A 21,863-nucleotide genomic window follows, 5' to 3' on the forward strand; every position below is an offset into this window, starting at 1 on the left:
GCCAGGGGGACGGAGTTGTCCACATCGGTGGATTCATCCACAGGAGTACGGGCCCCGCTGGTTCGCGACCCCGGTGACATGGCAGGCTCTGTTCATCGCGAGCCTGATGTCGAGGAGAGTGACACCGTGCGGTCCGACGCCAACCTCGCGGGGCCGATGGCCGACCCGGTCCCCGGTCCCCGCTCTGAACAGGTGGGTGAGGATGTTTCACGTGAAACATCGCCCCCACCCCTTGTAGACAACGAGCCCCCCATCGGCAGAGCCGCCCAGCTGGCGGTGGAGGCCATGGGGCGCTCCGGCGCTGTGATGCCGCGCCCGGAGGAGACCCGTGTCATCGTGGTCGCCAACCAGAAGGGCGGCGTGGGCAAGACCACGACGACCGTGAACCTGGCGGCCTCGCTGGCTCTGAACGGGGCTCGGGTCCTCGTGGTCGACCTCGACCCGCAGGGGAACGCGTCCACCGCCCTGGGCATCGACCACCACGCCGATGTGCCGTCCATCTACCACGTGCTCGTGGACAGCCGGCCGCTCATGGAGGTCGTCCAGCCGGTCGTGGACGTCGAGGGCCTCTTCTGCGCTCCGGCCACGATCGATCTGGCGGGTGCCGAGATCGAGCTGGTGTCGCTGGTGGCGAGGGAGAGCCGCCTGCAGCGGGCGATCCAGGCGTACGACCAGCCGCTCGACTACATCCTGATCGACTGCCCGCCCTCGCTCGGACTGCTGACGGTGAACGCCCTGGTGGCCGGCGCCGAGGTGCTGATTCCGATCCAGTGCGAGTACTACGCGCTGGAGGGACTGGGTCAGCTGCTGCGCAACGTCGATCTGGTGCGGGCCCACCTCAACCCTTCCCTCCACGTGTCGACCATCCTGCTGACGATGTACGACGGCAGGACCCGGCTGGCATCGCAGGTGGCGGAGGAGGTGCGCAGCCACTTCGGCAAGGAGGTGCTGCGAACGAGCATCCCCCGCTCGGTGCGCATCTCGGAGGCGCCGAGCTATGGACAGACGGTGCTCACGTATGACCCGGGTTCCAGCGGTTCCCTCTCCTATCTGGAGGCGGCGCGAGAGATCGCGTATCGGGGGGTCGGAATGCGGTACGAGTCCCAGCACGCCCATCTGGGCATGGGCATGAACAGCACGCAGAGTGTGGCGGAGGGGATCCAGTGAGTGAGCGACGTAGAGGGCTGGGACGGGGGCTCGCTGCACTGATCCCGCAGGCTCCGCAGGAGAAGACGCTGCCGGCGAGCAGTGCCGGTGCCACCTCCCCGACGGCGGTACCGGAGCTGACGTCCGAGCGCGGGATCGCGGCGGCGAAGCTGGCGGCTCTGGCGCAGGCCGATGTTTCACGTGAAACATCGCTTGCTGTCCTTCCGGTGGAAGAGCCGGGTCCGGAGCCGGAGTCGGAGCCGGAGGCGAACCTGGTGGCGGGAGCGACGTTCGCGGAGCTTCCCATGGACGCGATCACGCCCAACCCGCGGCAGCCGCGTGAGGTGTTCGACGAGGATGCCCTCGCCGAGCTGGTCACCTCCATTCAGGAGGTGGGCCTGCTCCAGCCGGTCGTGGTGCGCCAGGCGTCCCCGGGTCGCTATGAGCTGATCATGGGTGAGCGGCGCTGGCGTGCCTGCCGGGAGGCCGGGCTGGAGGCCATTCCGGCGATCATCCGTGCGACGGACGACGAGAAGCTCCTGCTGGACGCTCTCCTGGAGAACCTGCACCGGGCTCAGCTCAACCCGCTGGAAGAGGCCGCGGCCTACGACCAGCTGCTCCAGGACTTCAACTGCACGCACGATCAGCTGGCCGACCGGATCGGTCGGTCGCGTCCCCAGGTGTCGAACACCCTGCGGCTGCTGAAGCTGTCTCCGCCGGTGCAGCGCCGGGTGGCTGCCGGAGTGCTGTCAGCCGGACACGCGCGTGCGCTGCTCTCGGTGGAGGACTCCGCAGAGCAGGACCGGCTCGCCCATCGGATCGTTGCCGAGGGACTCTCGGTGCGCGCGGTCGAAGAGATCGTGACGCTGATGGCCTCGCAGCCGTCCAGTGCGGTGAAGCCGAAGGGTCCCCGTGCGGGGGCCCGGGTGTCGCCGGCGCTCAGCGAGCTGGCGACGCGTCTGTCGGACCGGTTCGAGACCCGGGTGAAGGTCGATCTCGGCCAGAAGAAGGGCAAGATCACCGTCGAGTTCGCTTCGATGGAGGACCTGGAGCGGATCCTGGGGACGTTGGCACCGGGCGAGGGCCGGGTGCTGGATCAGGGTCTCTCCGGGGAGTGATCCCCCGGTCGGCCGAGGGGCGGATCCTGCCGGTGTGAGCCGGCGCGGTCCGCCCCTTCGCTTGCTGTCGAAGAACGATGGACCAGTGGATACGATGCCGTCATGGGTCGTCGGCTGGTACCTCTCACGCTGGACAACCTCCAGGATCTGCCTCGACGTTGCCGGTCTTGCGTCTTCTGGGAACTGGACCCGGTCAGCGGTGAGGCCGCCGTGAAGGCGGGCACCTCGGCGACGGAGAAGGAAGCCTGGATCTCCGCTGTCCTGCTGGAGTGGGGATCCTGCGGCCGTGTGGTCTACGTGGACGAGGTCCCGGTCGGCTTCGTGCTGTACGCGCCGCCTGCGTACGTTCCCCGGGCCACGGCCTTCCCGACGAGTCCCGTCTCACCGGACGCCGTACAGCTGATCACCGCGTGGATCGTGCCCGGATACCAGGGACAGGGGCTGGGCCGCGTCATGGTGCAGACGGTGGCCAAGGACTTGCTCCGCAGGGGGTTCCGGGCGATCGAGGCGTTCGGGGACGCCCGGTGGGAGGGGCCTGCCTGCCTGCTGCCGGCGGACCATCTCCTGGCGGTGGGCTTCAAGACGGTACGGCCGCATCCGGCCCATCCGCGGCTGCGGCTGGAGCTGAGGTCGACCCTGTCCTGGAAGGAAGACGTCGAGCTCGCCCTGGACCGCTTGCTGGGAGCCGCGCGCAAGGAGCCGGCACTACGGCCTCTCTGACGACCTACGGGAACGGGCCAGCCCCCTTGAAGGGGGCTGGCCCGTTTCACGTGAAACGCGCGCCGCGGTCAGACGGCCTTGACCTCGACGAAGTCAGCGAGGTCGCGCAGGATGGCGGCCTTCGGCTTGGCGCCGACGATGGTCTTGGCGACCTCGCCGCCCTGGTAGACGTTCAGCGTCGGGATGGACATGACGCCGTACTTGGCGGCGGTGGCCGGGTTCTCGTCGATGTTGAGCTTGACGATCTCGATCTGGTCGCCGTACTCGGCGGCGATGGCCTCGAGGGACGGCGCGATCTGGCGGCACGGTCCGCACCAGGCGGCCCAGAAGTCGACCAGTACGGGCTTGTCGCTCCTGAGGACCTCGGCGTCGAAGTCGTCGTCGGTCACGTTCTTGAGGGTGCCGGCCACAGCGGCCTCCTTGTTCTTCCTGCGGGGTGGGGTGTGGGGCTGGTGCGGGGGGTGGGACCGGTCAGACCGCTGCGTGCGCCTTCTCGGCGTCCGCGAGGGCGGCGAGGAAGCGCTCGGCGTCGAGGGCGGCGGAGCAACCGGTGCCCGCGGCGGTGATGGCCTGACGGTACGTGTGGTCCACGACGTCGCCGGCGCCGAACACGCCGGTGAGGCTGGTGCGGGTGGAGGGGGCGTCGACCTTGAGGTAGCCCTCGTCGTCGAGGTCCAGCTGGTCCTTGAAGAGCTCGGTGCGCGGGTCGTGGCCGACGGCGATGAAGAGGCCGGTCACGGGCAGCTCGGAGGTCTCACCGGTCTTGGTGTTGCGCAGGGTGAGGCCGGAGAGCTTCTGGTCGCCGTGGATCTCGGAGACCTCACTGTCCCAGGCGAACTTGATCTTCGGGTCGGCGAACGCGCGGTCCTGCATGGCCTTGGAGGCGCGCAGGCTGTCCCGGCGGTGGACGATCGTGACGGACTTGGCGAACCGGGAGAGGAAGGTGGCTTCCTCGATCGCGGTGTCACCGCCGCCGACGACGGCGATGTCGTGGTCCTTGAAGAAGAAGCCGTCGCAGGTGGCGCACCAGGAGACGCCACGGCCGGAGAGGGCGTCCTCGTTGGGCAGGCCGAGCTTGCGGTGCTGCGAACCGGTGGTGACGATGACGGCCTTCGCACGGTGCACGGTGCCGGCGGTGTCGGTCACGGTCTTGATCTCACCGGTGAGGTCCACGGACACGATGTCGTCCGGAACCAGCTCGGCACCGAAGCGCTCGGCCTGGCCACGCATGTTGTCCATGAGGTCCGGGCCCATGATGCCGTCCTGGAACCCGGGGAAGTTCTCCACCTCGGTGGTGTTCATCAGGGCGCCACCCGCGGTGACGGCACCTTCGAAGACCAGGGGCTTGAGCGAAGCGCGTGCGGTGTACAGGGCGGCGGTGTACCCGGCCGGCCCGGAGCCGATGATGATCACGTTTCGGACGTCGCTCACGGGTTTCTTCCTCGTCTCTGCGGACTGCGTGCTGCCTACCGGGGGCCGGTGCGGACTCTCACCCCACCCAACGGATCCTACGGTGCCTGCATTCCCCACCTGTCGCAGCGGACCTGAACGCGTCAGCTATCGGGGATAGGTGTTCTTCAGGAGGACCTTGCCCGGGGTGCCCGAGGCGGTGCTCTCGCACCCGCTGTCGACGACGTACGCGTCGATGCGGGAGGAGTCGTTCGGGTGCGGCAGGACGACCAGGTAGACACCGGTGTTCCGATACGTGCCGCGCTCGGCGCCGAGCGGTGACTCCGTGCGGCCGGTCGCCTCCCGGACACAGGCGGGGAGGTTCGGCGGAGCGACCTTGTCGCCCGGTACAGCCCCGGGAACGTTGCCGGGGGTGTCGTCGGCGCCGAGGGTGCTGTTCTCCTCACCCGGGACGTTGCGGGCACCGGGAGCGAGGGCCACGAGCCGGTCGACTCCCTCCCGCAGTCCCTGTCCCGTGTAGTCCGGGCCGCCGGCCGCACTGACGGAGGGCTGGTCGGCGGAGGAGGGGGCTTCGGTACGGGCAGCGCTGTCGTGTGCCGGGCTCCCGGAGAAGTCCCCGAACAGGAAGAGGCCCAGGGCACAGGCCCCGGCGCCGATCAGACCGCCGAGCACCGCGATGCGGCGTCGGGCGCGGCGCCGGCCGGGTCCGGTTGGGCCGGTCGGGTGACCTGCGGGCGACGTTTCACGTGAAACGGCGCGCCCCGTTGCGCGGACCGGAGCCTCGGGAGCCGCAGGGGTCTCCGGCTGGGTCGCGTCGAGGAGCGCCTCGGCGGCGAGGGCGGCGTCGATGCGGCCGGCGATGTCGGAGGGCATCCGGGCCGGGCCCGGCAGGGTGCCGAGCAGGCCGCGGATCTCCTCCAGTGAGGTCCGGACGTCGGCACACAGGGTGCAGCCGTCGAGATGGCGGCGGATCTCCGTGCTCCGGGCCGGGGAGAGCAGTCCTTCGGTCAGGTCGGAGATCTCCGAGACGTCCGGGTGCCGGATCGTGCCGGGCGTGCCCGTCGCAGGGCTCACGGTCGTCCACCTCCGCCCTTCACAGCGTCTGGGTCTGATTGCCGGGGTTCTGCTGCCGCTGGTGGGACGGGCCTGCCCGGCGACCGGTTCCTTCCCCGCTCGGCGCTGGTGTTATCCCCGGCATTCGTGCGCAGATGAGTGAGGAGCGGCAGGAGTTTCGCCCGGCCGCGTGCACACCTGCTCTTCACCGTGCCGGTGGGCACGTCGAGGACGTCGGCGGCCTCGGCGACGGGGTATCCCTGCATGTCGACGAGGACCAGCGCGGCCCGCTGCTCGTCCGGGAGCGTCCTGAGGGCGGCCAGGAGCTGGCGGTGGAGATCCCGGCGCTCGGCGGGCGCCTCTGCGGACTCATGGGGCTCCAGTAGGCGCTCCAGGCGCTCCGTGTCGTCCAGGGGAGCGGTCCTGCGCGAGGCGGCCTTACGGGCACGGTCGAGACAGGCGTTGACGGTGATCCGGTGCAGCCAGGTGGTGACGGCGGACTCGCCCCGGAAGGTGTGCGCGGCCCGGTAGGCGGAGACCAGGGCGTCCTGCACGGCGTCAGCGGCCTCCTCCCGGTCCCCGAGCGTGCGCAGCGCCACGGCCCACAACCGGTCCCGGTGGCGTCGCACGAGCTCCCCGAAGGCATCGGGATCCCCGGCCGCGTGCAGCGCCAGAAGCTCCTGGTCGCTGGCGCCCTCGGCTTTCGCTTCGTGCATCACACCTCGCCTCCCCGGGGGAGATTACGGCCTGGGCTCGCTGAACACGAGGGCCCGCCGCGCCGGTGGCGCAGCGGACCCTGCGGTGGCGGGACGGCCAGGCCGTGTTTTGGATCGGCCTAGGAGGCCGTGCCGAGGACCCTGATCTCGTTGATGCCGCCGCGGTAGCCGCCCTCGCCGTCGGACGGCAGGTCGGTGATGTGGATCAGGACGAACCGTGTGCGGACCGGCTTCTCGAGGGTGGTCTCCAGCTTCTTCGGCGCGACCTCCAGCTTGGTCAGTTGCTGGGAGAACGCGGAGAGGGAGTTCGGGTTGGAGGCATCCTCTGGTGCGGCGAGGACCTGGACCTTCTGTCCCTCGACGTAGAAGTCCACGTCGAGTCCCGTTACGTCCTTGACCTTGCCCAGGTCCACGACGATGCCGCTGCCGTCCTTGCGGCCGGGCAGGTTGCCGAGGTTCGAAAACCCGAGGTACTGCGGGGTGATCCAGCCAGGTTCCGCACTGCCGTCGATGGTCTTCGCGGCGAGTTCGGGCTTCACCTGGTCGTCGCCGCCTATGGCGAGGACTCTCGCGTGCGACAGCGGCAGCTGCTCGCCGGGCTCGGCCTTCGGGTTGTCGTCGTCCGTGCCGGGCTTGGTGGTGTTGTTGCTCGTGCCGCTGTTGCCCTTCTGGGTGCCGCGTTCCAGGAGGGCGTCTGCCAGCTGCCAGCTGCCCAGGCCGAGGGCGGCGATGAGCAGGGCGGCGACGCCCCACTTCAGTGCGCGACCGGTACGGCTCTGCAGGGGCGGCGGCGGGGGCGCGACGGGCAGGCTCTGGACGGTGGACACACCGACGGGCGTGTTGCGGCCGTAGCTGCCCTGTTGGTAGGTGGTGTGCTGGTACTCCGGCGGGGCCGTGAAGACGGGCTCCGGCGGCCGGATGCGGGGCATCGCGGCCACGGCCTTGGACAGCTCTTCCGGGGTGGTGCAGGCCGGCTCCTGACGGGAGGCGGTGGCTCCGTCGTTGGCCAGTGCGCGCATCGCGAGCTCGCCCAGGCCCCGGTGGACGCCGGCGCGAACCTGGTCGGGTGCGATCAGGCCGACACCCTTGGGCAGACCGGCCAGCCCGTACGCGTCGCTCTCGTACGGCCAGCGCTGGGTGAGGGCGGCGTACAGCAGGGCACCGATGGCCTCGGTGTCGGCGCGCTGCGGAGTCTCGCTGGTGATGCCGCGCAGTGCGGCGTTCACGGCGAGGCCGCGGATCCGCCACTGACCCGTGGACGTGCGCAGTATGGCGCTCGGCGTCAGCCGCAGGTGGGCCAGGCCCTCGCGGTGTGCGGCGGCCATCGCCTGGGAGACCTGGCTGACGAGCTGGTAGGCCTCGTGGGGCTCCAACGGGCCTGCGGCGAGGAGGGCGGTGAGCTCGGTGGCATCGGGCAGCCACTCGTGGACGACGTAGACGAGGTCGTTCTCCTCCACGGCGTCGAGCACCTGCACGAAGCGCGGGTCGCCGAGGAGCGCGGACGAGCGGGCGGCTGCCAGGACCGAACGCGCCCGCGAGTGGTCGGCGGGCATGAGGTGCACGCCCACGGCCCGGCGCAGCTTCTCGTCCATCGCGCGCCAACTGCTGAATCCGTCCACACGGGTGACGCACTCTTCCAGCCGGTAGCGTCTGGCGAGCTTGTGGCCGCTGTGGAGTTCGGGTGCGGCCGTGGAGGCCGTGTTCGTGCGTTCGCCGTCCTTGTCGGGCATGGGTCCGTCCGCGGCTCGTCCGTTCTGGGTGTCCACCCCGTCGGACGTGGCCTTCGCCGCCTGAGCGGCAGACGGCTCGTCGCCGTCGTTGTCGGCCACGTCGACGGCAGCCGTGCTACGTTCCGCCACCGTCGTTCCTGCCTCCCCATCCGTTGCGCGCTGTAGGCCAGTCTGCGAAGCCATGCCAATTGTGCCCACAGTCCGACGCTATGCACGACACACGAAAGGGGGCGACGGTTGTGCGCATCAGCGCCCCAAACGTCCGCGGACCATTCCGACCATCGCGTTGAGCTCTTCGATCCGCATCCGCTTGGCGGCGATGAGGAAGACGGCGGCCAGGGCGATTCCGCCGGCGACCAGGGCCGTGGCGGAGCCGAGAACGCCACTGCCGAGCCACTGGGTGACCCCGTAGGCGGCCGCGCCGGCCACGACGGCCGCCGGGACGCAGGCCCCGGTGAGACGGGCGTAGGTCCGCATCACATGGGCTCCGTCGAGGTCGCCGCCGAGCCTGCTGCGCAGGCGGCGCCAGGCCACCCCGACGCCCACGGCGTATCCGAGACCGTAGGAGGCGGCCATGCCGACGACGGCCCAGCGGGCGGGGAGGACGAAGAAGGAGATCGCCGAGCCCGCAGCGTTGACGGCGGCGACGATGACGGTGTTGTAGAAGGGCGTCCGGGTGTCCTCGTAGGCGTAGAAGCCGCGCAGGACGACGTACTGCACGGAGTACGGGATCAGTCCGAGGCCGAAGGCCATCAGGACGTAGCCGATGTTCTGGGCGCCGGCGCCGGAGCCCGCGTACAGCAGGGTCGCCATCGGGATGCCGAGCGCGAGGAACGCGAAGGCACAGGGCACGATCGCGACGGCCGACGTGCGCAGGCCGTAGGAGATGTCGTCGCGGACCGCGGCGGCGTCCCCGTCGTGCGCGGAGCGGGAGATGCGGGGCAGGACGGCCGTCATGACGGAGACGGTGATGATCGCCTGCGGCATCTGCCACAGCAGCAGTGCGTAGTTGTAGGCCGTGATACCGGTGCCGGGGTGGCCCTGCTTCTCGGCGACCGAACCGGCCCAGGTGGCGAGCTGGGTGACGATGACGAGGCCTACCTGGTTGGCGAGGACGAAGAAGAACGTCCACTTGGCCAGGCGGGCGGCCTTGCCGAGGCCGTGGCCCTTCCAGTCGAAGCGCAGGCGCGGCGTGAAGCCGGCGTCGCGCAGGTACGGGAGCATCGCGAGGGCCTGGACGGTCAGGCCGAGCAGGGTGCCCAGCCCCAGCAGACGGACGCCTTCCGGGGTGACCGTGGTGGCGTTGACGCCGGAGGTCGTGAAGCCGCCGAAGGCCCAGATGAAGGCGCCGAAGGTGGCGATGACCACGATGTTGTTGAGGACCGGGGTCCACATCATCGCGCCGAACCGGCCGCGGGCGTTCAGGATCTGACCGAGCACCACGTGGACGCCCATGAAGAACATGGTGGGCAGGCAGTAGCGCGCGAAGGCGACGGCCACGTCCATCTGCTGCGGGTCGGAGGCGATCTTCGGGGACATCATCGTGATGAACACCGGTGCGGCCAGGACGCAGATGGTGGTGATGCCGGCCAGTAGCACCACGACGAGGGTCAGCAGCCGGTTGGCGTACGCCTCTCCCCCGTCGTCGTCGTTCTTCATCGCGCGGACCAGCTGCGGGATGAAGACCGCGTTGAGGGCGCCGCCGCCGACCAGCACGTAGATCATCGTGGGCAGCGTGTTGGCGATCTGGTACGTGTCGTTGAAGGTGCCGACGCCGATCGCCGCGGCGATGACCAGGGTTCTCAGGAAGCCGGTGATGCGGGAGACGATCGTGCCGGCGGCCATGAGCGCGCTGGACTTCAGCAGGCTCGCGGCGCGGCCGGCCGGCTTGCTCGGAGCCGGTGCCGCGACGGGGGCGTCCTCGGTGGGGGTACGGGGCGCCGCCTCCTGGTCCCGGTAGAGGTGGGCGAAGGCATCCGGTTCGGGCTGCTCCTCCGAGGCCCGTGTGACGAGGGAGTCCACGCCCACGAACTCGGTGGTGGCGGCACGGTCGCCGTACGGCAGGTGCCGGGAGGGGCCGTCCGGCTCCGGCGGCGGGGTCTGGGCCCAGACGCGCGGGTCGGGGGAGTACACGGGGGCGGCCGGGGCCGCGTAGAGCGGACCGGGTTCCTGGAAGGTGCCGGGCGGCGGAGGCGGGTGCGCGGCCCGGTCGTAGAGGACCTCGCCGACGGGGTCCTGGGCGGAGAGGTCCTGGGACCGGTACGGGTCGTAGTCGTAGGCATCCTGGACATACGGGTCGCGGTCCGGCGCGGGCGCAGGCACGGGAACCTGCCCGGGCACCGGGGCGCCCGGAGCAGTGCCCTGGGAGGGCGCAGGCCCGCCAGTGCCCTGCGCGCGGTCACCGTCGTACGGCGCGTTCATCGAAACCCCACCTCATCGTCCCCAGGCCGACCGGCCACGGCATCGCTCAACGGTCCACTGTCTCACTCGTGCCGGACCCCTCGGTGCTTTGCGGTTCGGTGTCCGGGGACTCGTCACTCGGCTGCGTGCTCTCCTCGGCGGCGGCGCGGGCCGCGACACGCTTGCGACTGGCGTACATCTTGATGCCTGCCAGGACCAGGAGGAGAACACCGCCGGCGATCACGAGCATCACGGTGGGGGTGATCTCGGTGGCCTCCACGGTGAACCGGCGTTCCTTGCCGTAGGGGATGCCGTCCTTGGTGAAGAGCTGCGCGGTGACCTCGACGGGTCCGCTCGCGGTGGCGTTGGCCGGGAACTTCACCGTCTGGGTGTGGTCGCCCTGCACGGTGACCTGCTGCTCCGCCTGGCCGCTCTCGCCGAACATCAGGCGGGACGGGTTGGCGGACTTCACCCGCAGGACCAGGTCGTGCACGTCCTGCACGAGGCTGTTCTGGACGCTGACCGGAATGGTGGCGCTGTGTCCGGACAGGGTGGCGTCGGACTTGGGGATGACCTTGACCTTCTCGGTGAGACCGATCAGGTACTCCTGCACCTGGTCCCGGTAGAGGCGCGCCTCGTCGGGACGTCCTCGCCAGGAGGTCGACATCTCCCGGTTGACGGTGTTGCCGAAGGGGATCTCCACGCGGTCGGGTGCGGTGAGGATCACCTTGAAATGATCGAGCGTGTTCTGGGTGGTGCGGATCTTCTCGAAGGCCGATACCGGCAGCTCCTGCTTGCGCAAGTCCTGCGGGTACTGGCCGGCGCCCGGCACCTGCGTGGCCGCGCCGGGGTCGGGCTTGGCGGCGGCGGCCGCTTCGAGGTCCGCCGGCTGCGTCCAGCGGCCCCCCTGGAGGCCGCGCACGGCGGCGGCCATCGTCTGCGCCTGGCTGACGGTCGGCGTCCGCTGCGGGGCCACGACGAAGCTGCGCTGCTCGTCGGTCTTCTGCAGGTTCAGGGCGAGGCTGTGGGCGAGGAACCGCTGCACGGCGAGCGTGGAACCGCCGGCGCTCAGCATGTCGCCCTCGAACGCGGTGGACAGCTCGGCGTCCGCCACGACGGCGGTGGTGCCGGCCCCGATGGGGCGGGCGGCCGACGGGGTGTAGCCGAGGGCGCCGCTCTCCACGAGGCTGTCGCTGCGGGTCAGGACGTTGTGGGCGCCGGCCGAGGTGGCCACGTTGACGATGGCCGGGTCGATGGCGCCGTTCACGGGCCAGGAGAAGTCGGTGGACGCGGGGACGTGCAGGACGGTCTGGACGGCGGCCTTGGCCTTGTCGGTGGCCGGGCGCAGCTGTCCCAGAGTGCCCGAGACGTCCTTGCCGTGGTGTGCCAGGGAGGCGAGGTCGGGATCGGCGAAGGGCAGGGCGACGACCTTCTTGCCCTGGACGGCCGCCTCCAGTGAGTTCAGCCACTGTTCGGCGACGGCCTTGTTCTTGCCCTGGACGGACTTCCCGTTGGCTGTGCGGACCCGGTAGCCCTTGGTCATCGCGTCGACCGTGTAGAGCAGGTCGGGATCGATGACCCAGGTGACCGGCAGATCCTTGCCGAGCGTGACCATCTGGTCCAGGCGGCCGCCGGGCTTGATCTCCTCGGAGAGGGAGTCGTCGAGGAAGACGGGTGTCTGGAGTTCGTCCGAGCCGGTCTCGGCCGTGACACGCGTGGTGGAGATCAGCGGCCACACGTAGGTGAGCTGCGCGCGCTTGGCGGCGGTCTCGGGCTGCCACGGCAGGAAGGTCCGCTTGATGCCCAGCACCTGCTCGGACGGCCGGCTTTCGGTCACCCCGGACAGGGAGACACCGAGCTGGTAGACGCCGTCCTTGTCGAGCTCGAGCTTGTTCACCGGGACGGTGAGGGTGAAGTTCTGGGTGACCTTCGACGGCAGGGAGGCGATCTTCACGGCGTAGGCCGAGTCGATCTCGCCGGGGTCGGCGCCGGCCCGGAAGCCGTTGCGGTCCGCCGTCTCGTCGATGGACGACCGGTCCGTGAGCGCGGGTCCGACCCGCAGCCCGACATGGGCGTCGGTGATCTTCTCTGAGCCGGTGTTGACCACGGTGCCCTGGATGGTGAGGGTGTCGCCCTTCACAGGGGCACTCGGGGCCATGGAGACCAGCTGGACGTCGACGGAGGAGGCCTGTGCGGCCTCGGCCTGCGGGGCGGGGGCGTAGACGAGGGCGGCCAGCACGGGGGTCCCGGCGACCAGGACGATCGCGCGCCGCAGCCATCGGCGCCGGACAGGGGCGGGGGAGGCCCCTTGGATGTCTGCCGCCTCGGCCACGCGCTAGCCCGTCCCTAGAAGTGTCAGTGGTCGTCTTTCGTGTGTCCACGAATGGTAACGAGGTGCGCTGTGTGCGAGTGCCGCCCCTTGCTCCACATGATCGGCACAGCTCCGCGGTGGCCGGGGACCGGGGTCGCCGATAAACGGGGCGGTCCCGGGTGGGCCGGGCACGTACCCTTTTCTGTTGTGCCGAACGCCAACGAAGACAATCCCAGTGCCCTGAGTCAGGTGCAGCGCCGCGCGGTCAGTGAACTGCTGCGGGTCGCTCCTGTCGCCGACGAGCTCGGCCGCCGGTTCCAGGAGGCGGGCTTCCGCCTCGCCCTGGTCGGCGGGTCCGTCCGCGATGCGCTGCTCGGGCGTCTCGGCAACGATCTCGACTTCACGACCGACGCCCGCCCCGAGGACGTTCTGAAGATCGTCCGGCCGTGGGCCGACTCGGTATGGGACGTCGGCATCGCCTTCGGCACCGTCGGGGCCCAGAAGAACGCGCGCGTCGCAGGCGTCGTGCGGACCTTCCAGATCGAGGTGACCACGTACCGTTCGGAGGCCTACGACCGCACGTCGCGCAAGCCGGAGGTCTCCTACGGCGACTCGATCGACGAGGACCTCGTGCGCCGTGACTTCACGGTCAACGCGATGGCCCTGGCGCTGCCCGAGCAGGAGTTCATCGACCCGCACGGTGGCCTGGACGACCTGGCCGCGGGAGTGCTGCGCACCCCGGGAACCCCTGAGGACTCCTTCTCCGACGATCCCCTGCGCATGCTGCGGGCGGCGCGCTTCTCGGCGCAGCTGGACTTCGAGGTCGCCCCGGAGGTGGTGGCCGCGATGAAGGCGATGTCCGACCGGATCGAGATCGTCTCGGCCGAGCGGGTCCAGGGCGAGCTGAACAAGCTGATCCTCTCCGCCAACCCGCGCCGGGGTCTGGGACTGCTGGTGGACACCGGGCTGGCCGACCGGGTGCTGCCCGAGCTCCCCGCTCTGCGGCTGGAAAGTGATGAGCACCACCGGCACAAGGATGTCTACGACCACTCGCTGATCGTGCTGGAGCAGGCGATCGCGCTGGAGGAGGACGGCCCGGACCTCGTGCTGCGGCTCGCCGCCCTGCTGCACGACATCGGCAAGCCCCGCACCCGACGCTTCGAGAGTGACGGCCGGGTCTCCTTCCACCACCACGAGGTGGTGGGCGCGAAGATGACCAAGAAGCGACTGACCGCGCTGAAGTACTCCAACGAGATGATCAAGGACGTGTCCCGGCTGGTCGAGCTGCACCTGCGCTTCCACGGCTACGGAGACGGGGAGTGGACGGACTCCGCGGTGCGGCGCTACGTCCGTGACGCCGGTCCGCTGCTGGACCGCCTCCACAAGCTGACCCGGTCCGACTGCACCACGCGCAACAAGCGCAAGGCCAACGCGCTGTCCCGCACCTACGACGGACTGGAGGAGCGGATCGCGCAGCTCCAGGAACAGGAAGAGCTGGACGCGATCCGGCCCGACCTGGACGGCAACGAGATCATGCGCGTCCTGGACGTGGGTCCGGGGCCGGTGATCGGCAAGGCCTACGCCTTCCTGCTGGAGATGCGGCTGGAGAACGGCCCGATGGAGCATGACGCCGCCGTCGCAGCCCTCAAGGAGTGGTGGGCGGCCCAGGACTGACCCGTGGGCGCCGGCGCCGATGTTTCACGTGAAACATCGGCGCCGGCGGTCCGGTCATCGGCGATGTTTCACGTGAAACGTCGGCTGCGTCGGCCGAGGAGCACCGCGGTCAGGGCGTAGAGGACGGACACGCAGGCGAGCAGGACCACGGACTGTCCGTCCGCGGGGAGCATGAGGGCGGCCACCGCCGCCGCCCCCACGAAGGCGACGTTGAACAGCACGTCGTAGACGGAGAACACCCGGCCCCGGTAGTCGTCGTCGACCCGGGACTGCAGCTCGGTGTCGGTGGAGATCTTGGCGCCCTGGGTGGCGAGGCCCAGGACGAACGCGGCGACCAGCATCGGACCCGGGGCGAAGAACAGGCCGAGGGCCGGCACCAGGACGGCGGAGCCCGCGGCGCAGGCGGTGATCCAGCCGAGGGTGCCCAGCCGCCCCACCAGCCACGGGGTCACGACGGCGGCTGCGAAGAATCCCGCTCCGGAGGTGCCTACCGCGATGCCCAGGAGGGCGAGCCCCTCGGCCTCGTTGTCCGACCAGGCGTAGCGGCAGAGCATCAGCAGCATGACGAACAGGGCCCCGTAGCAGAACCTCATCATGGTCATCGCGGTGAGCGCCCAGGCCGCCCGGCGCCGGGCGGCGAGGTGGCGGAGGCCTTCGGTCATGCCCCGTACGGTGAGGGCGATGCCTTCGGCGACCGAGGGGTGGGCCTGCCCCGCGGAGTGGTCGGGACCGAGCAGCCCGATGGCCAGCCGCAGGGAGACCAGGGCCGCACACAGATAGAGACAGGCCCCCAGCAGTACGACGAGGGCGTTGGAGCCGGACGCGAGCAGCCGGACGAGGAAGGCCAGTCCTCCGCCGGCCACGGCCGCGAGGGTCCCCGCGGTGGGGGACAGCGCGTTCGCGGTGACCAGCTGATCGGCTCCGACGACGTGGGGCAGCGAGGCGGCCAGCCCGGCCAGTACGAAGCGGTTCACCGCGGTGACGGACAGGGCCGAGGCGTAGAACAGCCAGTCGGGAACATGGGCGACGATCAGCACCGCGGTGATGCAGGCGAGGAAGGCCCGAAGCAGATTGCCGTAGAGGAAGACCTGGCGGCGGCGCCAGCGGTCGAGCAGCACCCCGGCGAAGGGGCCGATCACCGAGTAGGGGAGCAGCAGGACCGCCATGGCCGAGGCGATGGCCGCGGGCGAGGTCTGCTTCTCGGGGGAGAAAACGACATAGGTGGCGAGCGCGACCTGGTACACGCCGTCCGCCGCCTGGGAGAGCAGCCGTACGGCGAGCAGGTTGCGGAAGTCCCTCAGGCGCAGGAGTACGCGCAGATCACGTACGACAGGCATGAGGGAAAGGGTCACATACGCGGAGGGTCCCCGGGCACATTGCCCGGGGACCCTCCGCGGAAGAACAACCGAAGTCCAGGTGTCGACAGGACTCCCGGGGCTTCGACTAGCGCTCGACCTCGCCCTTGATGAACTTCTCGACGTTGGCCAGGGCCTCGTCGTCGAAGTACTGGACCGGCGGGGACTTCATGAAGTAGCTGGACGCCGACAGGATCGGGCCGCCGATGCCGCGGTCCTTGGCGATCTTCGCGGCGCGCAGGGCGTCGATGATGACACCGGCGGAGTTCGGGGAGTCCCACACCTCGAGCTTGTACTCGAGGTTCAGCGGGACGTCGCCGAAGGCGCGGCCCTCGAGGCGGACGTAGGCCCACTTGCGGTCGTCGAGCCACGCCACGTAGTCGGACGGGCCGATGTGGACGTTCTTGTCGCCCAGCTCGCGGTCGGGGATCTGCGAGGTGACGGCCTGCGTCTTGGAGATCTTCTTCGACTCGAGGCGGTCGCGCTCGAGCATGTTCTTGAAGTCCATGTTGCCGCCGACGTTGAGCTGCATGGTGCGCTCAAGACGGACACCGCGGTCCTCGAACAGCTTCGCCATCACGCGGTGCGTGATGGTGGCGCCGACCTGGGACTTGATGTCGTCGCCGACGATCGGGACACCGGCCTCGGTGAACTTGTCGGCCCACTCCTTGGTGCCGGCGATGAAGACCGGGAGGGCGTTGACGAAGGCGACCTTGGCGTCGATGGCGCACTGCGCGTAGAACTTCGCCGCGTCCTCGGAGCCGACCGGCAGGTAGCAGATCAGGACGTCGACCTCACGGTCCTTGAGGACCTGGACGACGTCGACCGGGGCCTCGGCGGACTCCTCGATCGTCTGGCGGTAGTACTTGCCCAGACCGTCGTAGGTGTGGCCGCGCTGAACGGTCACACCGGCGTTCGGGACGTCGCAGATCTTGATGGTGTTGTTCTCGCTGGCGCCGATGGCGTCCGAAAGGTCGAGGCCGACCTTCTTCGCGTCGACGTCGAACGCGGCGACGAACTCGATGTCACGCACGTGGTAGTCGCCGAACTGGACGTGCATCAGCCCGGGGACCTTGGACGCCGGGTCGGCGTCCTTGTAGTACTCGACGCCCTGCACCAGCGAGGCGGCGCAGTTGCCCACGCCGACGATGGCTACGCGAACCGAACCCATTCCGGTTGCTCCCTGTTTGTTCTCGGACGAGGTCTGCAAGATGCAGTCCTCATTTTTCGGTTTCGTCGGACGGGCCTGATCGTCGCCGATCCCGTCCCGCCCGCTCACTCTCGATGAGCTCGTTCAGCCAGCGCACTTCGCGCTCCACGGACTCCATGCCGTGCCGCTGCAGCTCAAGCGTGTAGTCGTCGAGGCGCTCCCGTGTCCGGGCGAGGGAGGCGCGCATCTTCTCCAGGCGCTCCTCCAGCCGGCTGCGGCGGCCCTCCAGTACCCGCATGCGTACGTCTCGTTCGGTTTGGCCGAAGAAGGCGAAGCGGGCGGCGAAGGACTCGTCCTCCCAGGTCTCGGGGCCCGTGTGGGAGAGGAGCTCCTCGAAGCGCTCCTTGCCCGCGGCCGTCAACCGGTAGACGATCTTGGCGCGGCGCCCTGCGAGTGAAGCGGAGAGAGCGTCTTCCGGGGCGTTGCCCGGTTCTTCGATCAACCAGCCGTTGGCGACGAGCGTCTTGAGGCAGGGGTAGAGCGTCCCGTAGCTGAAGGCCCTGAACACTCCCAGCGAGGTGTTGAGCCGCTTGCGCAGCTCGTAGCCGTGCATGGGGGATTCGCGGAGCAGTCCGAGGACGGCGAACTCGAGGATGCCGGAGCGTCTGCTCATCCGCCTGCCTCTCCTCCACCCCTGAGTCTTTATGTCGAGCTGATGTATCGACTCGATACATCCAGACGATAGAACGGGCTGCCTTCATCGACAAGGGGAGACATGGTGACCGGCATCACATCACCGATTCGCACCAGGCAGGTTGCCTGATTTGGGGTGAACTTCGGCACTGGTTGGGTTTTGAGCGTGCGTAGTCTGTGCGCCATGACACCGGGGGGAACCGGAATTCAACTGCCGCTTCCAGGCCACTCGCCTGCCCGAGGAGTAGTCGTTCGATGAGCGAGCACCGCCGCAAACCGCCGCAGCCCCAGGGCGGAGGGCGGGCCTCCGCCCGCCGTGCCGCCCAGCCGCGCCCCAGCAGGGGTGCCGGACGTGACGTCCCCACCGCGTCACACAGCGGCCCCTACGCACAGCAGCCCGCCCGGGGCGGTCGCGCCGATGCCCGCCGGGCCGCGCAGAGAGGATCCTCGGGCCGTGGCAGAGGAGGCGCCGGCCGCCCGGACCAGCGGCTGATCAACTATCCGCGGTCCGACCGGGACGGCTGGAAGCGCTTCCTGCCCTCCTGGAAGCTGGTCTCCGGCACCGCGCTGGGCTTCTTCGCGGTCATCGTCGCCGGTACCGGAATCGGCATCGCCATGGTCAGCACGCCCGACCCGAACAAGGCGGCCAAGGCGCAGAACAACGTCTTCTACTGGGCCGACGGCAGCCAGATGGTGGCGACGGGCGGTTCGATGAACCGGCAGATCGTCCCCATCTCGAGCATCCCCGTGTCGATGAGGGACGCCGTGATCGCGGCGGAGAACGAATCCTTCGAGACCGACAAGGGCGTGGACCCGATGGGCATCGCCCGCGCCGTGTGGAACATGGGCACGGGCGGTTCCACCCAGGGCGGCTCGACCATCACCCAGCAGTACGTGAAGAACACGTACCTGAACTCCGACCAGACGCTCAAGCGGAAGGTCACCGAGCTCTTCATCGCGATAAGGCTGGGCGTCTCCGAGGAGAAGGACACGGTCCTCGCGGGATACCTCAACACCGCCTACTACGGACGGGACGCCTACGGCATCCAGGCCGCGGCCCGCGCCTACTTCGGCAAGGACAGCCAGGACCTGAACCCCTCCGAGTGCGCGTTCCTCGCCGCCGTGCTCAAGGGCCCCAACCTCTACAACCCGGACGGCGGCATCGGCGCCGCCGCCACCCCCGAGCTCAACGACGCCCGGGCCCGTGAGCGCTGGGCCTGGGTGCTGGACCGCGAGGTCGAGGTGGGCCGCATGGACCCGGCGGAGCGGGCGAAGCACACCGAGTTCCCGGCGCGCGTCGAGTCGGAGCAGGCCCGCGGCATGACCGGCCAGATCGGCTACCTGGTCGACACCGCCAAGGCGTACGTGATGAAGACCAAGGGAATCACCGTCGAGCAGATGGCCATGGGCGGCTACCGGATCAAGACCACCTTCGAGAAGCCCAAGGTGGACGCCATGGTGAAGGCGGTCGAGGACATCCGCGCCGGACTGATCGACGAGCAGAAGCGCCCCGACACCGACACCTTCGTACAGTTCGGCGCCGCCTCCGTGGACGTGAAGACCGGCGCGCTCGTGGCCCTGTACGGCGGCCCGGGCTGGGACAAGAAGTACTTCAGCAACAACGCCAACACCAGCGGCGTCCCGGTCGGCTCGACCTGGAAGCCGTACGTGCTGGCGGCGGCCATGGAGTACGGCACCCAGAACTCCAACGGCAAGGGCATCTCGGTCGACAGCAAGTACCAGGCGAACGACCTCACGGTGATCAACAACCGTGAGGGCAAGCCGCTGCGCGACTCCTCGGGCAACCCGTTCCGGCAGAAGAACGAGAGCCCGACCGCCTTCGGGTACGTCACCCTCAACGAGGCGATGGAGAAGTCCATCAACGTCCCGTTCGCCCAGCTCGTCTTCGACGTCGGCCACGACAAGGTCAAGAACGTGGCGAAGGCCACGGGCATCCTCGAGGAGTCGATCAACCCCAACAACGACGCCTCCTTCGCCCTGGGCACCTCCACCCCCAGCGCCATCCGCATGGCCGACTCCTACGCGACCTTCGCCGCCTCGGGCATGCACCGCGAGCCGTACTCCGTGACCGCGGTCGAGAAGAACGGCGAGAAGCTGTCCGGCTTCGAGGCCCCCAAGGACCAGCGGGCCATGGACAACGCGGTCGCGGACAACGTCACGAAGGTGCTGGAGAACGTCATCGAGAACGGCACCGGCAAGAAGGCCAAGAAGCTGGGCCGGCCCGCCGCGGGCAAGACCGGCACCACGGACGAGAACAAGTCGGCGTGGTTCGTCGGCTACACCCCGGAACTGTCCACCTCCGTGGTCCTCTTCCGCACCAACCCCAACTCGGCCGACAAGAAGCTGATCTCCATGAAGGGCGTGGGCGACATCCCCTCCCTCCACGGCGGTGACATCCCGGCCGAGATCTGGACCGAGTACATGGGCGAGGCCCTCAAGGGCGCCCCGGTCAAGGACTTCCCGGAGGCCGAGGACATCGGTGTCACGGCCGACTCGGCCGGCGCCCCCTCCCCCATGCCCGCGGCGCCCGTGACGCCGTCCCAGTCCCCGTCCTCGCTCCCGCCGAGCAGCCCGCCCCCGTCCCCGTCGCCGTCCAAGGGCGGCAGGCCGTGCAAGCCGTGGGAGCTGTACTGCGACCCGGACACCACGCGCGGGACCACCGACGGAGGCACGGACAGCGGCACCACGAGCGGGATCATCGGCGGCCCCAGCGGATCGCCGTCCCCGTCGCCCAGCGGCCGACCGGGCCGCCCGGGCGGCCTGACCGGAGGGTCCGGCACCACCACCAGCACGCAGGACTGATCCACCCACCGCCCCGTGGACCGAGGAAGGCCGTCGCACCCGTCGTGCGGCGGCCTTCCCCCGTGCCGGGCCCCGTACGGCAGGATGACCCCCATGACGAAGGTGCACGAGGACCGCCCCGTACGGCCCACGCAGCAGGACGAGGTCGCCGCAGCCGGCAGCGAACTCATCGGCGGCCCGATCGGCCGCTACGCCCGCCTCGGCGGCAACTGGCTGGGACCGGTGCGCGTCGTGGCCCTCATCGCCATCGGCATGTTCGCGCTCGGCATGGTGCAGAAGCTGCCCTGCTACAACTGGGCGTGGTTCCAGGGCGCGACCTCGCAGTACACCCACGCGTGCTACTCCGACATCCCGCACCTGTACGCGGTCCGCGGCTTCGCCGACAACCTCACGCCCTACTTCGACCGGATCCCCGGCGACATGGAGTACCTGGAGTACCCGGTGCTCACCGGTCTCTTCATGGAGATCGCCTCCTGGCTGACCCCCGGCAGCGGCTCCATGCAGCACCGCGAGCAGATGTACTGGATGGTCAACGCGGGCATGCTGATGGCCTGCACCGCGGTCATCGCCGTGTGCGTCGCCCGCACCCACCGCCGCCGGCCCTGGGACGCCCTGCTCTTCGCCCTCGCGCCCGCCTTCGCCCTCACGGCGACGATCAACTGGGACCTGCTGGCCATCGCCCTGACCGCGGCCGGGATGCTCATGTGGTCCCGGGGACGGACGGTCCTCTTCGGCGTCTTCATCGGTCTGGCGACCGCCGCGAAGCTCTACCCCGTCCTGCTCCTCGGGGTCCTGTTCGTCCTGTGCTGGCGGGCCGGCCGGTGGCGTGCCTTCGGCGGGGCGGCCCTGGGCGCGGCCGGTGCCTGGCTCGTGGCGAACCTGCCCGTCATGCTGTTCGCCTGGGAGGGCTGGACGAAGTTCTACACCTTCAGCCAGGAGCGGCCCATCGACTTCGGCTCCGTATGGCTGCTGATCTCCCAGCGCTCGGGCAACCCCCTGCACGACGCCAACACCTACGCGACCGGGCTGACGCTCCTGCTGTGCGGGGCCATCGGACTGCTCACCCTGACCGCCCCCCGCCGCCCCCGCTTCGCCCAGCTGGCCTTCCTGGTCGTCGCGGCCTTCATCCTCTGCAACAAGGTCTACTCACCGCAGTACGTGCTGTGGCTGATCCCGCTCGCCGCGCTGGCCCGGCCGCGCTGGCGGGACTTCCTGATCTGGCAGGCCGGCGAGGTCGTCTACTTCCTCGGCATCTGGTTCTACCTCGCCTACATCAACAGCGGGGACAAGCACCAGGGGCTGCCCGTGGAGGGCTACCAGCTCGCGATCGCCGCCCACCTGCTGGCCACGCTGTACCTGTGCGCCGTCGTCGTCCGCGACATCCTGCTCCCGGAGCACGACGTCGTACGCCGGGACGGCTCGGACGACCCCTCCGGCGGCGTCCTGGACGGCGCCGAGGACGTGTTCGTGCTGTCCGACGCAGCGAGGGCGCCGCGGTACGCGACGCCCTCGCAGGGACAGCGGGTCGACTGGGGCACCGGTCCCGGGAACTGACCGGCACGGC

The 21,863-nt window shown here is 69.7% G+C and carries 16 protein-coding genes; 6 read left to right on the forward strand and 10 right to left on the reverse strand.

Annotated elements, in window-relative coordinates:
• Positions 1 to 78 precede the first annotated feature (78 nt).
• The 3 genes from ACIPXC_RS05215 to ACIPXC_RS05225 all read left to right on the forward strand — a co-directional run bounded on the left by ACIPXC_RS05215 (position 79) and on the right by ACIPXC_RS05225 (position 2,984).
• Positions 79 to 1,167 (forward strand): ParA family protein, encoded by a 1,089-nt coding sequence (locus tag ACIPXC_RS05215; protein WP_401613682.1) that lies wholly within the window; start codon positions 79 to 81, stop codon positions 1,165 to 1,167.
• Positions 1,164 to 2,264: a ParB/RepB/Spo0J family partition protein gene (locus ACIPXC_RS05220; protein WP_401613684.1), complete on the forward strand. Its 1,101-nt coding sequence runs from the start codon at positions 1,164 to 1,166 to the stop codon at positions 2,262 to 2,264. The genes ACIPXC_RS05215 and ACIPXC_RS05220 overlap by 4 nt, the downstream gene beginning before the upstream one ends.
• Positions 2,265 to 2,366: 102 nt before the next feature.
• Positions 2,367 to 2,984 carry a GNAT family N-acetyltransferase gene (locus tag ACIPXC_RS05225; RefSeq protein ID WP_401613686.1) on the forward strand — a complete coding sequence of 206 codons (618 nt, stop codon included), beginning with the start codon at positions 2,367 to 2,369 and terminating at the stop codon, positions 2,982 to 2,984.
• Between the two features lie 68 nt (positions 2,985 to 3,052).
• Here the strand turns inward: ACIPXC_RS05225 and trxA are convergent, their stop codons facing one another.
• The 7 genes from trxA to ACIPXC_RS05260 form a co-directional block, all read right to left on the reverse strand.
• Positions 3,053 to 3,394: a thioredoxin gene (trxA, locus tag ACIPXC_RS05230; protein ID WP_401613688.1), complete on the reverse strand. Its 342-nt coding sequence runs from the start codon at positions 3,392 to 3,394 to the stop codon at positions 3,053 to 3,055.
• A 61-nt stretch (positions 3,395 to 3,455) separates the two neighbouring features.
• The gene (gene trxB / locus ACIPXC_RS05235) at positions 3,456 to 4,415 is read right to left on the reverse strand and encodes a thioredoxin-disulfide reductase (RefSeq protein ID WP_401613690.1); all 960 of its coding nucleotides are present in this window, start codon (positions 4,413 to 4,415) and stop codon (positions 3,456 to 3,458) included.
• 126 nt (positions 4,416 to 4,541) lie between these two features.
• Positions 4,542 to 5,468: a hypothetical protein gene (locus tag ACIPXC_RS05240; protein ID WP_401613692.1), complete on the reverse strand. Its 927-nt coding sequence runs from the start codon at positions 5,466 to 5,468 to the stop codon at positions 4,542 to 4,544.
• Positions 5,465 to 6,163, reverse strand: a complete 699-nt coding sequence (gene sigM / locus ACIPXC_RS05245) for an RNA polymerase sigma factor SigM (protein WP_401613694.1) — start codon at positions 6,161 to 6,163, stop codon at positions 5,465 to 5,467. The genes ACIPXC_RS05240 and sigM overlap by 4 nt, the downstream gene beginning before the upstream one ends.
• 119 nt (positions 6,164 to 6,282) lie before the next feature.
• Positions 6,283 to 8,022: a serine/threonine protein kinase gene (locus tag ACIPXC_RS05250; RefSeq protein ID WP_401613696.1), complete on the reverse strand. Its 1,740-nt coding sequence runs from the start codon at positions 8,020 to 8,022 to the stop codon at positions 6,283 to 6,285.
• 117 nt (positions 8,023 to 8,139) lie between these two features.
• A complete protein-coding gene (gene murJ / locus ACIPXC_RS05255) occupies positions 8,140 to 10,314 on the reverse strand; it encodes a murein biosynthesis integral membrane protein MurJ (protein WP_401613698.1) in 2,175 nt (724 codons plus the stop codon).
• Positions 10,315 to 10,360: 46 nt separating this feature from the next.
• On the reverse strand, positions 10,361 to 12,625 hold the full coding sequence (locus ACIPXC_RS05260; RefSeq protein WP_401613700.1) for a DUF6049 family protein: 2,265 nt from the start codon (positions 12,623 to 12,625) through the stop codon (positions 10,361 to 10,363).
• A 186-nt stretch (positions 12,626 to 12,811) separates the two neighbouring features.
• On the opposite strand from ACIPXC_RS05260, the gene ACIPXC_RS05265 reads away from it, so the two are divergent.
• Positions 12,812 to 14,278 carry a CCA tRNA nucleotidyltransferase gene (locus ACIPXC_RS05265; RefSeq protein ID WP_401613702.1) on the forward strand — a complete coding sequence of 489 codons (1,467 nt, stop codon included), beginning with the start codon at positions 12,812 to 12,814 and terminating at the stop codon, positions 14,276 to 14,278.
• Positions 14,279 to 14,346: 68 nt separating this feature from the next.
• Here the strand turns inward: ACIPXC_RS05265 and ACIPXC_RS05270 are convergent, their stop codons facing one another.
• The 3 genes from ACIPXC_RS05270 to ACIPXC_RS05280 form a co-directional block, all read right to left on the reverse strand.
• Positions 14,347 to 15,615: an MFS transporter gene (locus tag ACIPXC_RS05270; RefSeq protein WP_401613704.1), complete on the reverse strand. Its 1,269-nt coding sequence runs from the start codon at positions 15,613 to 15,615 to the stop codon at positions 14,347 to 14,349.
• 106 nt (positions 15,616 to 15,721) lie between these two features.
• Positions 15,722 to 16,804 (reverse strand): inositol-3-phosphate synthase, encoded by a 1,083-nt coding sequence (locus tag ACIPXC_RS05275; protein ID WP_401613706.1) that lies wholly within the window; start codon positions 16,802 to 16,804, stop codon positions 15,722 to 15,724.
• A gap of 49 nt (positions 16,805 to 16,853) precedes the next feature.
• Positions 16,854 to 17,456, reverse strand: coding sequence for a helix-turn-helix transcriptional regulator (locus ACIPXC_RS05280; RefSeq protein ID WP_392576969.1), 603 nt, complete (start codon positions 17,454 to 17,456; stop codon positions 16,854 to 16,856).
• Between the two features lie 275 nt (positions 17,457 to 17,731).
• Between ACIPXC_RS05280 and ACIPXC_RS05285 the strand changes: the two genes are divergently transcribed.
• Positions 17,732 to 20,299 carry a transglycosylase domain-containing protein gene (locus ACIPXC_RS05285; RefSeq protein WP_401613709.1) on the forward strand — a complete coding sequence of 856 codons (2,568 nt, stop codon included), beginning with the start codon at positions 17,732 to 17,734 and terminating at the stop codon, positions 20,297 to 20,299.
• Between the two features lie 93 nt (positions 20,300 to 20,392).
• A complete protein-coding gene (locus tag ACIPXC_RS05290) occupies positions 20,393 to 21,853 on the forward strand; it encodes a glycosyltransferase family 87 protein (RefSeq protein WP_401613710.1) in 1,461 nt (486 codons plus the stop codon).
• The last annotated feature ends 10 nt before the right edge of the window (positions 21,854 to 21,863 follow it).

The sequence above is a fragment of the Streptomyces sp. NPDC090021 genome, from assembly GCF_044748225.1.
In the GTDB taxonomy this organism is placed as follows: domain Bacteria; phylum Actinomycetota; class Actinomycetes; order Streptomycetales; family Streptomycetaceae; genus Streptomyces.

Excerpts from the sequence above, each read along its gene's own strand:
- ACIPXC_RS05215 (WP_401613682.1), top strand. The coding sequence starts at position 79 with ATGGCAGGCTCTGTTCATCGCGAGCCTGATGTCGAGGAGAGTGACACC.
- ACIPXC_RS05225 (WP_401613686.1), top strand. The coding sequence starts at position 2,367 with ATGGGTCGTCGGCTGGTACCTCTCACGCTGGACAACCTCCAGGATCTG.
- sigM (WP_401613694.1), bottom strand. The coding sequence starts at position 6,163 with ATGCACGAAGCGAAAGCCGAGGGCGCCAGCGACCAGGAGCTTCTGGCG.
- murJ (WP_401613698.1), bottom strand. The coding sequence starts at position 10,314 with ATGAACGCGCCGTACGACGGTGACCGCGCGCAGGGCACTGGCGGGCCT.
- ACIPXC_RS05270 (WP_401613704.1), bottom strand. The coding sequence starts at position 15,615 with ATGCCTGTCGTACGTGATCTGCGCGTACTCCTGCGCCTGAGGGACTTC.
- ACIPXC_RS05275 (WP_401613706.1), bottom strand. The coding sequence starts at position 16,804 with ATGGGTTCGGTTCGCGTAGCCATCGTCGGCGTGGGCAACTGCGCCGCC.
- ACIPXC_RS05280 (WP_392576969.1), bottom strand. The coding sequence starts at position 17,456 with ATGAGCAGACGCTCCGGCATCCTCGAGTTCGCCGTCCTCGGACTGCTC.
- ACIPXC_RS05285 (WP_401613709.1), top strand. The coding sequence starts at position 17,732 with ATGAGCGAGCACCGCCGCAAACCGCCGCAGCCCCAGGGCGGAGGGCGG.
- ACIPXC_RS05290 (WP_401613710.1), top strand. The coding sequence starts at position 20,393 with ATGACGAAGGTGCACGAGGACCGCCCCGTACGGCCCACGCAGCAGGAC.